12 protein-coding genes and 15 tRNA genes are annotated in these 15,552 nt (G+C 43.6%); 5 read left to right on the top strand and 22 right to left on the bottom strand.

Annotation, left to right across the window (positions count from 1 at the left end; translation table 11 throughout):
- Positions 1 to 10 precede the first annotated feature (10 nt).
- From P5G49_RS13865 to chrA, 3 genes are all read right to left on the bottom strand, one after another.
- On the bottom strand, positions 11 to 1,768 hold the full coding sequence (locus P5G49_RS13865; RefSeq protein ID WP_301244672.1) for an ABC transporter ATP-binding protein: 1,758 nt from the start codon (positions 1,766 to 1,768) through the stop codon (positions 11 to 13).
- Between the two features lies 1 nt (position 1,769).
- Positions 1,770 to 3,509, bottom strand: coding sequence for an ABC transporter ATP-binding protein (locus tag P5G49_RS13860; RefSeq protein WP_301244671.1), 1,740 nt, complete (start codon positions 3,507 to 3,509; stop codon positions 1,770 to 1,772).
- Between the two features lie 599 nt (positions 3,510 to 4,108).
- Positions 4,109 to 5,290, bottom strand: a complete 1,182-nt coding sequence (chrA, locus tag P5G49_RS13855) for a chromate efflux transporter (RefSeq protein WP_301244670.1) — start codon at positions 5,288 to 5,290, stop codon at positions 4,109 to 4,111.
- Between the two features lie 164 nt (positions 5,291 to 5,454).
- Here chrA and P5G49_RS13850 point away from each other — a divergent pair, with 164 nt between their 5' ends.
- Positions 5,455 to 6,795 carry a hemolysin family protein gene (locus tag P5G49_RS13850; RefSeq protein WP_301244669.1) on the top strand — a complete coding sequence of 447 codons (1,341 nt, stop codon included), beginning with the start codon at positions 5,455 to 5,457 and terminating at the stop codon, positions 6,793 to 6,795.
- Positions 6,796 to 6,840: 45 nt separating this feature from the next.
- Here P5G49_RS13850 and P5G49_RS13845 read toward each other — a convergent pair whose 3' ends face one another.
- Entirely contained in the window at positions 6,841 to 8,385 is a 1,545-nt protein-coding gene (locus P5G49_RS13845; protein WP_301244668.1) for a carbon-nitrogen hydrolase family protein, read from the bottom strand.
- Positions 8,386 to 8,513: 128 nt separating this feature from the next.
- Here P5G49_RS13845 and P5G49_RS13840 point away from each other — a divergent pair, with 128 nt between their 5' ends.
- The 3 genes from P5G49_RS13840 to P5G49_RS13830 are packed head-to-tail and all read left to right on the top strand — an operon-like array spanning position 8,514 to position 10,283.
- Complete coding sequence (locus P5G49_RS13840; protein ID WP_301244667.1) at positions 8,514 to 8,939, top strand: disulfide oxidoreductase; 426 nt, start codon at positions 8,514 to 8,516, stop codon at positions 8,937 to 8,939.
- 1 nt (position 8,940) lies between these two features.
- On the top strand, positions 8,941 to 9,429 hold the full coding sequence (locus tag P5G49_RS13835; protein ID WP_301244666.1) for a thioredoxin family protein: 489 nt from the start codon (positions 8,941 to 8,943) through the stop codon (positions 9,427 to 9,429).
- Positions 9,429 to 10,283 (top strand): RluA family pseudouridine synthase, encoded by an 855-nt coding sequence (locus tag P5G49_RS13830; protein ID WP_363322188.1) that lies wholly within the window; start codon positions 9,429 to 9,431, stop codon positions 10,281 to 10,283. Before P5G49_RS13835 ends, P5G49_RS13830 begins: the two co-directional genes overlap by 1 nt.
- 43 nt (positions 10,284 to 10,326) lie before the next feature.
- Here P5G49_RS13830 and P5G49_RS13825 read toward each other — a convergent pair whose 3' ends face one another.
- The 3 genes from P5G49_RS13825 to queG form a co-directional block, all read right to left on the bottom strand.
- On the bottom strand, positions 10,327 to 11,112 hold the full coding sequence (locus P5G49_RS13825; protein WP_301244881.1) for an aldo/keto reductase: 786 nt from the start codon (positions 11,110 to 11,112) through the stop codon (positions 10,327 to 10,329).
- 359 nt (positions 11,113 to 11,471) lie between these two features.
- On the bottom strand, positions 11,472 to 11,945 hold the full coding sequence (trmL, locus tag P5G49_RS13820; protein ID WP_301244665.1) for a tRNA (uridine(34)/cytosine(34)/5-carboxymethylaminomethyluridine(34)-2'-O)-methyltransferase TrmL: 474 nt from the start codon (positions 11,943 to 11,945) through the stop codon (positions 11,472 to 11,474).
- Positions 11,946 to 11,958: 13 nt separating this feature from the next.
- Positions 11,959 to 13,086, bottom strand: coding sequence for a tRNA epoxyqueuosine(34) reductase QueG (queG, locus tag P5G49_RS13815; RefSeq protein ID WP_301244664.1), 1,128 nt, complete (start codon positions 13,084 to 13,086; stop codon positions 11,959 to 11,961).
- Between the two features lie 55 nt (positions 13,087 to 13,141).
- Here queG and P5G49_RS13810 point away from each other — a divergent pair, with 55 nt between their 5' ends.
- Positions 13,142 to 13,834, top strand: coding sequence for a B3/B4 domain-containing protein (locus P5G49_RS13810; protein ID WP_301244663.1), 693 nt, complete (start codon positions 13,142 to 13,144; stop codon positions 13,832 to 13,834).
- Between the two features lie 129 nt (positions 13,835 to 13,963).
- On the opposite strand, the gene P5G49_RS13805 is transcribed toward P5G49_RS13810, so the two are convergent.
- From P5G49_RS13805 to P5G49_RS13735, 15 genes are all read right to left on the bottom strand, one after another.
- Positions 13,964 to 14,044: transfer RNA gene (locus tag P5G49_RS13805), tRNA-Leu, on the bottom strand.
- 34 nt (positions 14,045 to 14,078) lie between these two features.
- A tRNA-Cys gene (locus tag P5G49_RS13800) sits at positions 14,079 to 14,152 on the bottom strand.
- A gap of 10 nt (positions 14,153 to 14,162) precedes the next feature.
- Positions 14,163 to 14,237 (bottom strand) — tRNA-Gly (locus P5G49_RS13795).
- A gap of 5 nt (positions 14,238 to 14,242) precedes the next feature.
- Positions 14,243 to 14,314: transfer RNA gene (locus P5G49_RS13790), tRNA-Gln, on the bottom strand.
- A gap of 9 nt (positions 14,315 to 14,323) precedes the next feature.
- Positions 14,324 to 14,399 (bottom strand) — tRNA-His (locus P5G49_RS13785).
- A gap of 31 nt (positions 14,400 to 14,430) precedes the next feature.
- Positions 14,431 to 14,506 (bottom strand) — tRNA-His (locus P5G49_RS13780).
- Positions 14,507 to 14,530: 24 nt separating this feature from the next.
- Positions 14,531 to 14,604, bottom strand: a tRNA-Trp gene (locus tag P5G49_RS13775).
- A 7-nt stretch (positions 14,605 to 14,611) separates the two neighbouring features.
- Positions 14,612 to 14,696, bottom strand: a tRNA-Tyr gene (locus P5G49_RS13770).
- Between the two features lie 13 nt (positions 14,697 to 14,709).
- Positions 14,710 to 14,782, bottom strand: a tRNA-Thr gene (locus tag P5G49_RS13765).
- 15 nt (positions 14,783 to 14,797) lie between these two features.
- Positions 14,798 to 14,873: transfer RNA gene (locus P5G49_RS13760), tRNA-Phe, on the bottom strand.
- A 9-nt stretch (positions 14,874 to 14,882) separates the two neighbouring features.
- Positions 14,883 to 14,958, bottom strand: a tRNA-Asp gene (locus P5G49_RS13755).
- A 3-nt stretch (positions 14,959 to 14,961) separates the two neighbouring features.
- Positions 14,962 to 15,036, bottom strand: a tRNA-Met gene (locus P5G49_RS13750).
- 169 nt (positions 15,037 to 15,205) lie between these two features.
- Positions 15,206 to 15,281: transfer RNA gene (locus tag P5G49_RS13745), tRNA-Val, on the bottom strand.
- Positions 15,282 to 15,291: 10 nt separating this feature from the next.
- Positions 15,292 to 15,366 (bottom strand) — tRNA-Glu (locus P5G49_RS13740).
- Between the two features lie 18 nt (positions 15,367 to 15,384).
- A tRNA-Ser gene (locus tag P5G49_RS13735) sits at positions 15,385 to 15,475 on the bottom strand.
- Between the last annotated feature and the right edge of the window lie 77 nt (positions 15,476 to 15,552).

Here is a 15,552-nt window from a genome sequence, read left to right as displayed (position 1 = left end):
CTCAACAAACTTACCCCACTTTTGGATTCCCCGAAGTCCCCGCTTGCAACTTATACATTTGGGCATACTGTCCGCCAAACTCAAGCAATTCATCATGATTGCCCTGCTCAACGATCTCCCCACGGTCTAACACCAATATCCGGTCCGCATTCTTAATCGTCGATAGACGGTGGGCGATAATGAACGTCGTCCGACCTTTCTTCAACACGTCCATCGCATGCTGGATGATTTCCTCGGTTTCCGTATCGATATTGGAAGTTGCTTCATCCAAAATTAGAATAGCCGGGTCAAAGGCAAGCGCACGTGCGAAGGAAATCAATTGCCGCTGACCAGATGAGAGCGTGCTGCCCTTCTCGACAACCGGCTCATCAATCCCGCCTGGTAAATGCTTCAACACTCGTTCTCCGCCTACTGCATCAAGCGCTTCCTGAACCCGCTCCCGTGAAATCCGCGAATCTCCCAAGCTAATATTCGATTCGACCGTTCCGCTAAACAAATACGGATCTTGCAAGACGATACCCATATGATCACGGATTGTCTGGCGTGACATTTCCCCAATATTCATGCCGTCAATCGTGATTTTCCCTTTCGATACATCATAGAAACGGAACAACAAGTTCATAATTGAACTCTTCCCTGAGCCCGTATGGCCGACAAGCGCTACCGTTTCACCTTGCTTCGCTTCAAATGAGATATCCTTCAATACATACTCCTCATCTTTATATGCAAACCACACATCTTCAAATCGGACATTTCCGCGGTAACGTTCAATTTTCACATCACTGACCGCTTCCCCTGGACGATCCATCAATCCGAAGACACGTTCAGCCGCTACAAGTGAATGTTCAAGTCGTGCGAACTGGTTGACGACCCCTGTAATCGGATTGAACAACCGTGTAATATAGTCAACGAATGCATAAAGCATCCCAACCGAAATTACACTTTCAGCAGTAAGTGACGCACCGCCAAAATACCAAATCAGAAAGACGAATGCCAGTGAGCGGATAATATCGACAAGATTATGTGATGTCGCAGCTTCCACTTTCAAAAGCTTGCTTTGATACGTATAATGCTCATCGTTTATCTTATTGAACTCCCCATCCATCTGCTTTTCACGACGGAATGCCTGGATGATCGTCATTCCATTGATGGATTCATTGATCATTGCATTCATTTCACTGTTCTTGCTTCGGATGATGTGATTCACTTTTGATGCGAATCTTCTGTACAACTTCATCCAAACGTAAAGGACCGGCAAGACGAAAAGCGTGATGGCTCCCATCTTTGGATCCAAATAGAACAATGCAATGAAAATCCCTAACATATACATGCCGCTAATCGCAAATTGGGAAACGACCGTCACATATAAATTCCGGATCGCTTCTGTATCATTCGTAATCCGCGCAACAACTTTCCCGGCAGGTAAATTATCAAAATAGCGGATTGGCAATGTTTGAATATGCGCATACAATTCATTCCGCAATTTCTGAATAATTCTGTTTGCCGCCTTTTGTAACAATAAATACTGAAAATATCTTAGAATCGCTGTCACTACCGCAAGCCCGAAAAATACGGCTAACAGCTTGGCGATCGGCGTAAAATTAATCGATTTATCAATTGATGTCGCGATATGATCGTCAATGATCCGTTTTGCAATCATCGGCCCCATCAAATCCGCTCCAACTGCCACCGCTAAAAGGAATAACCCTGTAAGTAATAACTTTTTATAATCAAGCGCATACTGCACTAAACGTTTTCCGGTACCCATCTTATTCAACCTCCCCAATCTGCTGGCGGTCGAATTGCTCTTTATACCATCCGTTATTCGCAAGCAAGTCTTCATGTCTTCCTTCTTCAATGACTCGGCCATCGTCAAGCACGATGATCCAATCCGCATGTTGGATTGCTGATAGACGGTGAGTCGTAATAATCGTCGTTTTGCCGGAACGTTCCGATTGGATATTCTCGATGATCTTCGCTTCCGTTTTCGCATCAACTGCGGAAAGTGAGTCATCCAAGATAAGGATTTCCGGATTTTTCACAAGAGCTCGTGCAATCGAAATCCGTTGCTTCTGCCCGCCCGATAGCGCAACACCTTTTTCACCAACAAGTGTATCAAGTCCGGCAGGCAACATTTGCAAATCCTTTTCAAAATAAGAAAGTCTGATGGATTCCGCAATATCGTCTTCCGTCGCTTCCGGACGCCCGAACAGGATATTATCCCGGACAGAGCGCGAGAAGAGCACATGATCCTGCGGTACATAACCGATCCAATCACGGACCTGGTCTTTCTTTAAAGATTGCAAGGCAACACCAGAAAAGGCGATTTCCCCTTCTCCTGCTGGGTATTCACGCAATAGCTGTTTGACAAAAGTCGTTTTCCCGCTTCCGGTTTTTCCGACAATTCCAAGCGTCTGACCCCTATCCAACTTCAGTTCGATTTTATCCAAATTCAATGCGTGCGACATTGGATAAGTGAAGCTGACATCATTGAAACCGACATTTTCAGGCTGTTTAAGATCAACAGGCTGTTCAGGATCCTTGACGTCTTCCTCGTAATTCAACGTCTCCATAACGCGGTCAAGCGACGCATTTCCTCGTTGTAAAACGTTGATTAGCTCTCCGATTGCAAACATCGGCCAGACAATCATCCCTAAATACACATTGAATGTAACAAGATTTCCTAACGTCATCTCGCCAGTCGATACTAAAAACGCACCATATCCAAGACCAATCATATACGTCAAAGCTGTCAGCGTTTTTGAAAACGGCATGAATAATGCGTCAATCTTTTCGACATGCATATTTTTCTTGTACACATCTTCCGTCATATCCGCAAATCGCTTCTCAGAAGCACGTTCTTGCACGTAGGCGCGGACGACACGGACGCCAGCAACCGCTTCAAGGACTTCATCATTCAAATCCCCGAATGCCTGTTGGGCAGTCATATACCGTTCATGTATCTTCTTCCCCAAGTACTGGAGAATAAAAGCCAATATAGGCAACGGGATAATTGCCGCTAAGGTCAACTTCCATGAGACGACAAAGCCCATTGTAATTATAAGTGTCCCTAAATACACAGTCGAATCTACGAGCGTCATTATTCCGAAACCGGCTGTTTCCGAAATTGCGCGCAAGTCATTTGTGGAGCGCGCCATTAAATCCCCCGTCTTATTCTTTTCATAAAATGTCGGGGTCATTTTAAGGAAATGCCTCATGAGCCGCGTCCTCAATTGCCGCTCAATGACATAAGCACCGCCGAATAACTGATACTGCCATATAAAGTTTCCGAAATACGAGAAGAGCATGATCAGTAACATTGCTCCAATAAAAAGCGCCAACAGTTTTGCCGTCATCGACTGTGTATAAATCGCATCAATCGCCTGCCCTATGATCCATGGCGGCAAAATCACAAGGATATTTGCAACCATTAATAGGACGAGTGCTATTGTATACCTTTTACGATTCTCTTTAAAAAACCATTTTAATTTAAATAAAACTGAAAACATTTATTCAACCTTCTTCCTTCTTCTCTATCGACTATCCACTTTCTAGAGATTCCTTTTTAAATAGTTTCCGTTGCTGATTCATGACAATCATCATGAGCGCCCCTTTCCTTGTTTTTATGTTTTATATCCCGCATTAACTAACTGTAAGATCTTAGGGGATCAACAGTTAGTTAATGCCCGATTGGTTCAACTAACAATCAGTGGAAAAACCCCACTGATTGAAGTTTCACCTTATGTCACACGTAAAAACGTGAAAACACCAAATTTCATTATAAAAAAGACAAAAAAGCACACGCCTCCTGTGGATAAGCGTGTGCTCATTATAAAGGAACGGCAAGTCATGCCGCCTTGGTATTATTTCAAATAGTAAATAAAAACCAATTCGGCACGGACATATGAGATTGTTGTTTTTTGATAACATTTACTTTTTTCATTTTCCGCACCTCCCTTACTATTTCGATTTTCGAATAATTTTAGCTTACATTGCCAATTTTCATTTGTCAATACATTTCTTTCAATTGTTTCATTTCAGTACAATTTTAAGTAATAGTGAACATTCTCTATTGTATGTACAGAAACATCCGATTAACACACTTTTTTCAACCAAAAAACAGATGTGATAATGCGCCTAAGATGGCCGTTACCAAAACTACAAGCCAAGGTGCCACTTTATAATACTGCAATAGTCCAAATGCTATAACCGCAATTGCAAAATCGATTGGTTGAATGATGGAACTTGTAAAAACGGGATCATATAGCGCTGCAAGTAAAATGCCGACAACTCCAGCGTTTACCCCTTTCAAAGCAGCTTGGATACCTATCTTTGAGCGGATTGCCGACCAAAACGGCAATGTTCCGATGACAAGTAGGAATGACGGTAAAAACATGGCGACAACCGCAACTACCGCACCTGATGGTCCATTCATCAACTGCCCTAAATAGCCTGATAATGTAAATAATGGGCCTGGTACCGCTTGTGCAGCCCCATATCCCGCAATGAATGTCTCTGCGTCCATCCAACCTGCGGGTACAACTTCTCGTTCAAGCATCGGTAATACGACATGGCCACCTCCAAAAACAATTGAACCAACCCTATAGAAAGTATCAAAGATTGCAATTGTAGCATTGTGGAAATACGACCGAATAGCTGGTATACCGATAAGCAATACAAAGAAAATCGTCCATGCTGCAACCCCCGTCCGTTTCCCAAATGAAAGATGGATAGATGCCGGCACAGGCGCCTCTTCTTTCCGGTAAAGTCCAAAACCGATCAATCCCGCACCGGCAATAATCGCAATCTGTCCAACCGCTGTAGGTATCAATACGGTTAGAATGGCCGTAGCCAAAGCGATTGTAATTCTTGGCCGATCAGGAGTCAGTGACTTGCCCATTCCAAGCAATGCATGGGCAACGACAGCTACTGCAACAATCTTCAAGCCTTTGATCCAACCAATATCAAATGACCCTGAAGAGGAAATCAGCCATGCAAATCCCATAAGAAGCAACACGGATGGCAATGTAAATCCTATCCAGGAAAGAATCCCTCCAAGCAAACCGCCACGCATCAAACCGATGGCAATGCCCACTTGTGAACTCGCTGGCCCCGGTAAAAATTGGCATAATGCAACGATATCTGCGTACATCTTATCGTCCAACCACTTCTTTTTCTTCACGTACTCCTCTCGGAAATAGCCGATGTGAGCTGCTGGCCCACCAAATGAGGTCAGTCCTAAAAGCAATGATGTTTTGAGTATTTCACTCGCCTTATTTAGATTCTTCAAACCCGCACCTCCAACATGTTTTATCCATTATACAAGATTTAGGCAAAACCATTTGTATTTTTCTTGTAAATAAATTATTATTAGTTTAACTAACGATTTTAACCTTACAGGAGGTGTGCACTTTGTTCTACCCCTCATTCGGGCGCGGAGCAAGGTAAACTTATTTGGAAATTGCCATACGATTGGCAGCATTTGCTGCCTTGATCGCATTCACCGCATTTTTTGTAGCGAGTGAATTTGCAATAGTGAAAGTACGGTCGACGAGGATCAATCAGCTTGTTGCGGAAGGTAACCGCCGAGCACTAACTGCCAAAAAGGTCATCAGCAACTTAGATGAATATTTATCGGCTTGTCAATTAGGGATCACGATAACAGCCCTTGGATTAGGTATGTTAGGTGAACCGACCGTAAAATTGATATTAGGGCCGGTTTTTTCACATTTTGAACTGGAACCGCAAGCATCCACGATTCTGTCTTTCATCATTGCATTTACAATCGTCACTTTTTTACATGTTGTTGTAGGTGAATTGGCGCCTAAGACCATCGCTATTCAGCGGGCTGAAGCCATTACCTTATCAGCAGCAAAACCGCTCATATTATTTTACTTCATAATGTACCCTGTCATTAAAGGGATGAACGGTTCTGCACGTCTCATTATCCGTCTATTCGGTTTCAAGCCGGTTTCAGAATCGGAAGTGGCCCATTCAGAAGATGAGTTGAGAATGATCCTTTCCGACAGCTTAAAAGGCGGCGAAATCAATCAATCTGAATATAAATTTGTCAATAAAATATTCGAATTTGACGATCGTGTTGCCAAGGAGATTATGGTGCCTCGAACTGAAATGATGACGATTGAAAAGGAAATGACTTTGCGTGAAGTGTTCGAGATGATGGGTGTCGAACAATTTACACGATACCCAGTAACAGATGGCGATAAAGACCATGTCATCGGTTTGGTCAATATGAAGAACCTATTGACGGAATTCATCAAGGATCCGACTACGGGTGAACAACCTGTCAGCGAGTATATGCAGCCAATCATCAGGGTTATCGAAACGATAGCAATTGGGGATCTCCTTCTCAAAATCCAACGAGAACGGATCCATATGGCCGTTTTGATGGATGAATACGGTGGGACTGCCGGTCTCGTTACAATTGAAGATATTTTAGAAGAGATTGTCGGAGAAATCCAAGACGAATTCGATATAGATGAAGTACCAGAAGTACAGAAGGTAAATGAAAACCACTATATTTTAGATGCAAAAATGTTAATTGAAAACGTTAATGAAGTCCTTGATATCGATATTGAAGAGGAAGATATCGATACAATCGGCGGATGGTTCATGTCCGAACGATTTGAGGCGGTGCCTGGTGAGAAGATTATCGAGCAAGGGTATGAATTCACAGTGAAGGATGTTGAAGGTCATCATATCCTTTACCTTGAGGCAATGAAACATAAAGCTGAAAAAACAACTGGCGTGACAGATATACCAGTTGAGTCATAATAAAACGGCATCCTTTAATTCAAAGGGATGCCGTTTTTTTATTGATTAATCCTTTTTATACTCCACATGGTAAATATCATGGCGGCGGTCCTTCAACTGTTTTACAGTACCGTCCTGCCGCTGCCTTCGTAAAATCTCGAGATCCACATCACCAATCAACACCATCTCCAAATTCGCATTCGTTTCTCCAACAATTCCATCACGAGCAAATTCGAAGTCCGATGGAGAGAAAATGGCTGACTGTGCATACTGGATGTCCATATTTTCCGTCTGTGGCAAATTCCCCACTGTTCCTGAAATAACTGTGTAAATCTGATTTTCAATCGCCCTTGCTTGCGCACAATACCGTACCCGCAAATAACCTTGACGATCCTCTGTACAAAACGGGGTGAAGATGATATTCGCACCTTTATCCGTCGCAATCCGTGCAAGTTCAGGAAACTCGATATCATAGCAGATTTGAATGGCGATCTTACCGCAATCCGTATCGAAAACTCGGACCGAATCGCCTTGGCTGATCCCCCACCATTTCCGCTCATTCGGTGTAATATGAATTTTATATTGTTTTTCAATCGACCCATCCCGTCTAAATAGGTAAGCGATATTGTAAATCTCTTCATCCTCTTCCTCAACAAAATGGGAACCTCCAATGATGTTCACATTGTAGCGGACTGCAAGATTTGTAAATAGTTCGATGTATTGCGGTGTGTATTCGGTCATCCTCCGAACAGCCCGGCTTGGCGATGGCTCATCCAAAAAGGACATTAGCTGCGTCGTGAAGATCTCCGGGAATACGACAAAATCGGAGTTGGCGTCAGATGCGACATCCACAAAATACTCGCATTGATTGGCCATCTCCTCAAAGCATGAAATCTTCCTCATCAAATATTGGACGACACAGATGCGGACAGGATAGCTTGTCTTATAATGACGCTTCGAAGTTGCCTTATAATCGACATTATTCCATTCCATCAATGTGGCATACCTTTTCGAAGCTTTATCATCAGGCAAGTAATTAGGATTGATCCTCATCAATGTAAAATCGTTCAATATCTGAAAGGTCAGGACGGGGTCATAAATTTTATGTCTGGTAACCGCCTCCACATATTCCCGCGCAGACATTTCGGAAGCAAACCGATGATAGTTCGGAATTCTGCCACCGATAATGATCGATTTCAAATTCAATCGTTGGACCAGCTCTTTCCGGGCCTCATATAGCCGTTGGCCCACTTTCATCCTTCGATAATCGGGATGCACCATCACTTCAATCCCATATAGGTTGTACCCTTCCGGATTATGATTTGTTATATAACCATGATCAGAAATATCGTCCCATGTATGTCGATCATCGTATTCATCAAAGTTGATGATCAGGCTGGAACAGGAGCCGATAATTTCCCCGTCCAACTCAGCAACGAATTGACCTTCCGGAAAAATGGATATATGGCTTAACAGATGCTCTTCTTCCCACGGATCCATGCCCGGGAAACACACCTTCTGCATTTCCAATATCTTTTCAATATCATCCTTTTCCATCTCACGGATGATCATGCTCATTTCAAACGACGATAAATCAAATTCTTCACTCATTCCGTTCACCTCTCCCTTTATATGTACCCAATAATCATTAGGGTAAGTCATGAACGTTTTGATTATTTTACATGGGAATCTCAGCACCGTATAATCAAATATGAGTCATACAATTAGGAGTTGACGCAATGCAGAAAAGGTTGGAGAATGGCCTTATTTTCATCTTCACGATTTCCCTCATCGCAACCCTTGGTTCCTTGTACTATTCGGAGGTTCGAGGATTTGAACCTTGTACATTATGCTGGTATCAGCGTATCCTTATGTATCCGATTGTCCTTGTTTCGGGAATTGCATTATATGAGAGGAATGCAAAAATTGCTTTGACAACGGCTGTAATGGCAATCGTCGGGGGAAGTATTTCAATTTATCATTATGGAATACAGAAACTCACCTTTTTACATGACAGTGCTCCCGCTTGCGGAAATGTCCCATGTACTGGCCAGTATGTGAATTACCTTGGATTTATCACAATACCGTTCATGGCATTGACGGCATTCGTGCTAATCCTCATTACAAGCCTATTCGTATTGAAATGGCAAAAGGAGTCTAAGTGAATTGAAAAAACTATTTATAATTGGTGGCGTCATTATTGCCATCTTCGCACTGATTGTTGTTTTATCCAACCAATCAGACAAGGAGAAGTTGAAAAACAATCCTTATGGAAAAGAAGATCTTAAGAAGCCGACGATTGCACTTATTGGTAATGAAAATTACAGTAATATCGTGCTCCCTGATGAATTATATGAAAAGGTTAGATCCGGCGAGTCCGTCACTGCTTATTTCTTCCACCCGGAGTGCCAGTATTGCATGGCGATGACACCTCTCCTAATGCCGGTTGCAAAAGAAGAGGGAATACATGTATATCAATTCAACATGTTGGAATTCGGTGATCAAGCTCAACCGTACGGTATTCAATCTTGGCCAGCCCTTATCCATTATAAAGATGGCAAAGAAGTCAAACGCATAGTCGGCTTGCCCGAAGGAAACGATGAAGACATTAAAGAAACAATTCGAACGTTCTTTGATGAGTACGATGAAAAGTGATGGATAACATGATGACTTCTTTTCCCTATAAGACAAAACATGACAAGGTAACGATTGAAGAACTTCTCCGAAATGATTGGCAGGCTGGTAAAAAAACTGTCCATCAAATGCGGATGGACAAGGCTGTCACAGATAGCGCAGGAGAACCATTGGACTGGCGGACTCCACTTGAAATAGGTACGGACCTCATCTTTCACTTCAAAGATGCAGCCTCCTCCTATAAGCAAGATGAGACTATAACCGTTCCAATTCTTTTCGAGGATGAACATATTATCGCTGCCTTGAAACCCTCCAATATGGCAACACATCCTGATGACGCTGACGGGGGCGGGACGTTCATGAATGCCATCATGGCTCATGTCTCAAAAAATAGCGGTACATACGCAGAGCATGTACATCGCCTCGACAAAGGAACGGAAGGTATCGTACTTGTAGCCAAACATCCAATTGCGAAGGCGCTATTCGACCGGATGATCGAGGAACGCTCCATCACACGGATTTACCATGCGGAAGTCGATGGCCGGGTAAAACGCATGAGAGGAACGCTTCAATATCCAATCGGGCGCGATCGTCATCATCCGACAAGACGACGAGTCTCGCCTAACGGGCAAGATGCCATCACACGTTTTAAAATTATTGAGCGGTTTGAGGAATCGACACTAATTGAAGCGAGTCTTGAATCCGGCCGAACGCACCAAATCCGCGTCCATTTCTCCCATATTGGGCACCCTGTCAAAGGGGATACTTTATATGGGGGCAGCGAAACGGAAGATGGAACGTATCGATTGGTTGCGAAGACAGTGAAATTCGTACATCCGTTTACCGGAGAACAAACCGACATAGAAATTTCATAAAAAAACCGGAGTAGATGATAATCATCGCTCCGGTTTTCGTTACTTATGCCTCATCAAATTTTTCAGGGTTAGTACCAGTTCGCTCATCCATGTTCAATGAATCAATTTTCATCATATCTTCCGGTGCCAATTCGAAATCTTTAACTTCGATATTAGCCTTTATACGTTCTTGCGTCACCGATTTAGGGATAACAATTAACCCGTGTTGCAAATGCCATTTAATAATTACCTGTGCAGGGGATTTCCCATATTTCAATCCTATTTCATTCAATAACGGGTTGTCCAAAAGCCCGCCTCTTGCTAACGGAGACCATGACGTGACTGCAATGCCATGCTCTTGGCAGAACTTCCGTAAAGTCTCTTGTGAGAGGCGTGGATGCAATTCAATTTGATTTACCATCGGCTTCACGTTTGCCACACTGAAAATTTTCTCTAAATGGTGGATATGGTGATTGGAAACGCCTGTTGAACGAATCAACTTTTCTTCATAGAGACGCTCGATTGCACGATAGGTATCAACATATTTGCCGGCAACCGGCCAATGCGTTAAATATAAATCCAAGTATTCCATCCCGAGCCTTTCAAGGGATGCTTCGAATGCCCTCAATGTTTCATCATATCCTTGGTCATCATTCCACACCTTTGATGTGATGAATAATTCTTCCCGAGGAATACCTGATTGCCGGACAGCTTCACCCGTTTCCCTTTCATTTTCATAGATTGCTGCCGTGTCAATTGCCTTATAACCTATTTGCAATGCGTAAGAAATCGCTTTAAGCGTTTCCTCTGAATCAGTCATCTTATAAACGCCCAAACCAAGCTGAGGCATTTCAACGCCATTCGCAAGTACAATCTTTCCGTCAAAGTTCTTCACAGCATTTCCCCCTTGTTCATATTTACTACCATTGTATCGCTAATTGAGCAACTTTCGAAATCCGATGCCTCTGTTAATGAAACTGACACAATTTTTAAAGTCAGTCATTACAATCACATTTGTTTTAGGGTATACTATATAAAGGACTAATGATTTTACAGGAGGTACATCTGATGAAACTAATCCTTATCATAGGCGTATGCTTTGCATTCCTTTCTGCTATCCTTACAGGTGGCTATGAAGACAAGCCTGGTAAAGTAAAAAAATAAGAATTTAAAAACGGGACATGCCATATAAGGCTGTCCCGTTTTTTATTATTTTAAGTCTAAATAGGACTGTTGCCTCAAAGCTTCATAAATAAGAATAGCAGCCGTATTTGATAAGTTTAAGGACCGGATATTTCCATTCATCGGAATCCGTAAGCAAGTCTCTTTGTTATTCTCAATCACTTCTTCTGGCAAGCCTGTCGTCTCTTTACCGAAAACAAAGAAGTAATCCTTCCCTTGATCCGAAAAGTCGAAGTGGGAATACGTCTTTTCACCAAATTTAGTGATGAAGTAGAACTCGGCCTCTGGAAACGAATCAAAGAATTCCTGTATTCCTTCATGGTAGGTTATATCGACATATTGCCAATAATCCAGTCCTGCGCGCTTCAACATTTTATCATCCGTAGAAAACCCAAGTGGTTTAATCAAATGAAGCTTTGTTCCTGTCCCGGCACATGTACGGGCAATATTTCCAGTATTCGCTGGTATTAATGGTTCGAATAACGCGACATGTATCGCCATTTCAGCACTTCCCTTATATAGTTTCCAATACTTTTTCCATTTCTGCACGGACGTCCGGGTCTTGCTCTGACATCATTGCATCTTCAATCGCCGACAATCCTTCACTTGAACCAATCTCGCCAAGTGCCCAGGCAACTGTTCCCCGTATGAGTGGCCGTGGATCCTTCACTAATAGATCGGCAAGTGCCGGTACAGACGCCTCATCTTTAAAATGGGCAAGAGCAAGAATTGCATTCCTCTGTATCGGGTTCTTCCCCCTCCATGACCCTGACATATGTCCGTAAGTCTCCTTGAATTCCCGGTTTGACAAACTTAACATGGGAACCAATAGAGGTTTGACCAACTCCGGCTCAGGTTGAAAAGCAGCTTGGTGTAAATTGTATATCCCTTTATTTTTAGGGCAGACGGTCTGACAAGTATCACAGCCGTATACCCGATTACCAATTTTAGCCCTGAACTCCTCTGGTATCGCCTTTTTTGTCTGTGTCAAAAAAGCGATACAGCGTTGAGCATTTAACTGTCCCCCTTGAATCAATGCACCTGTTGGACATGCATCCAAACAAAGCGTGCAATCTCCGCATTGATCCTCCATCGGGATATCCGGTTCAAATGGTATATTCGTGATCATTTCACCTAAATAGACATATGATCCAAACTCCGGGGTAATGACTGAACAGTTTTTGGCAGACCAGCCGATTCCAGCCCTCTGTGCAACAGCACGGTCAGAAAGTTCTCCTGTATCCACCATTGACCTCATTTTGGCATGAGGAACCCGTTCAGCAATAAATTGTTCCAATAACCACAACTTCTCACGAAGAACATGATGATAATCCATTCCCCAGGAAGCCCGGCAAAAAATGCCACGTCGCTCCCCTTTTTTACCTTTAGGTGAGTTTTGCATTTTTGAAGGGTATGCAATGGCAATGGACAGAATGCTTTCAGCCTGATCAAGTAATAATGTTGGTTCAGTACGTTTTTCAATATCACTTTCTTCAAATCCAGACTGATAGCCTAACTCCTGTTGACGCCTCAAGCGATTTTTTAATTCAAGAAAAGGAGCCGCTGTCGTAAAGCCGATTTTGTCGATTCCGATAGAAGCTGCATATTCTTTTAGCGAGTTCTGCAATTGAGCGACATTCACAACGGTTAGCCTCCTATATGATAAAATTGATGAAAAGAAATCAAGGGTGATTGTAATGAAGATTGAATTAGACAAAGAGCTTTTTAAAGTTGTACCCGACTTGAAATTGGGCATTAACCATTATACCAAAATTACTGTATCAGAATCCCCTCAAATGCTAAAAGGGAGATTACAATTATTTCAAGAACAGCTTTTCTTCGAATTGGAGAAAAAACCATTCACTGATTTTCCTAACCTACAAGCTTGGAGAACGGTATGGAAAGCTTTTGGGGCAGACCCGAACCGTTATCGACCATCTGCGGAGGCTCTCTTTCGACGGATTAAAAAACAAAATTACTTGCAGCCCTTCCATAGTGCGGTAGACCTCAATACATTCTTTTCCCTGCAATATGAAATTCCAGCTGGCATTTACGATTTAAATAAGATTGTTGGAAATGCCTATTTCACAATAGGGGGTGAAGAGGAAGGATATGACGGCTTGAACGGCCGTTTCAACTCGCTTAACAACATTCTTTTACTTAGAGATGATTGTAGCCCCTTCGGCAGCCCGTTTGTCGACTCCGTACGAACCGCAGTAACCCAAGAGACAACAGCTGCATTGCATGTTCTTTTCATCCGTCCTTCTATGGCAAAAGAGGAAGCTTTGAAACTAACTTCAGCTTGCGGAAATATGTTTACAAGCATCAGTGGCGGAGAGTTCTCTTCATTTGTTTTATCTGCCGAACAGCCATCGATCGTATTGAAATGATAAGATTCGCCGAAGTCAATCCATTAAAAATGCTCCTCCCGTTTTAGCGGAAAGGAGCATTTTCAATTTCAATAAAACTAACCTGAAAAGCAAAAAGATACAACATAAGTTGTATCTTTTTGACGTGGATACCCGAGGCCGGACTTGAACCGGCACGCCTCGCGGCATCGCATTTTGAGTGCGACGTGTCTGCCATTCCACCACTCGGGCATAACAATAACTTACATTCAGCATATAAAAAATATGGAGGCGGCAACCGGAATCGAACCGGTGGTAAGGGTGTTGCAGACCCGTGCCTTACCGCTTGGCTATGCCGCCGTAAGATAAGTGGAGCGGAAGACGGGATTCGAACCCGCGACCCCGACCTTGGCAAGGTCGTATTCTACCACTGAACTACTTCCGCAAAAACTGGGGTAGCTGGATTCGAACCAACGAATGACGGAGTCAAAGTCCGTTGCCTTACCGCTTGGCTATACCCCAAAACTTAAATGGGGCGACTGAAGGGAATCGAACCCTCGAATGTCGGAACCACAATCCGATGCGTTAACCACTTCGCCACAATCGCCATAATAAAATTAAAAAAACAATAACGGAAATGGGGCGGCTGAAGGGAATCGAACCCTCGAATGTCGGAACCACAATCCGATGCGTTAACCACTTCGCCACAACCGCCATAATATTAAACTTAAACAGTAATGGCAGGGGCAGTAGGAATCGAACCCACACCAAAGGTTTTGGAGACCTCTATTCTACCGTTAAACTATGCCCCTGTAAAGATGGTGGTGGGGGACGGATTCGAACCGCCGAACCCGGAGGGAGCGGATTTACAGTCCGCCGCGTTTAGCCACTTCGCTACCCCACCATGGGAAAAATGATGCCGGCGATAGGAGTCGAACCCACGACCTACTGATTACAAGTCAGTTGCTCTACCAACTGAGCTACACCGGCAACATTATATTAAAATGGTGGCTCAGGACGGAATCGAACCGCCGACACAAGGATTTTCAGTCCTTTGCTCTACCGACTGAGCTACTGAGCCACATAAAAATGGCGGTCCCGACCGGGATCGAACCGGCGATCTCCTGCGTGACAGGCAGGCATGTTAACCGCTACACCACGGGACCATTTGGTTGCGGGGACAGGATTTGAACCTGCGACCTTCGGGTTATGAGCCCGACGAGCTACCACTGCTCCACCCCGCGATAATGTGAGTTGTAGGAAATTTAAATCCTACGCGTGTTGTTTTGTTTTGGGACTAAGTTGTAATTTCCTTTTAGGAAATTACACAAATCTCATTCTGCGTGATGAGATTTGCTCCACCCCGCGATAATGTTAGTTGTAGGAATTTTAAATCCTACTGTATTAATTAAATGGTGGAGGATGACGGGTTCGAACCGCCGACCCCCTGCTTGTAAGGCAGGTGCTCTCCCAGCTGAGCTAATCCTCCGAATATAAAATGGTGACCCCTACGGGATTCGAACCCGTGTTACCGCCGTGAAAGGGCGGTGTCTTAACCGCTTGACCAAGGGGCCATATGTAAGATTTAAAACTGGCGGAGAGCAAGGGATTTGAACCCTTGATACGCGGTTAGCGTATACACGATTTCCAATCGTGCTCCTTCGGCCACTCGGACAGCTCTCCAATTGGCTCCGCAGGTAGGACTCGAACCTACGACCGATCGGTTAACAGCCGATTGCTCTACCACTGAGCTACTGCGG

The sequence above is a fragment of the Sporosarcina highlanderae genome, from assembly GCF_030433715.1.
In the GTDB taxonomy this organism is placed as follows: domain Bacteria; phylum Bacillota; class Bacilli; order Bacillales_A; family Planococcaceae; genus Sporosarcina; species Sporosarcina highlanderae.
Note: the sequence above shows the minus strand (reverse complement) of the source record. Positions and strands in the feature narration are given on the sequence as shown.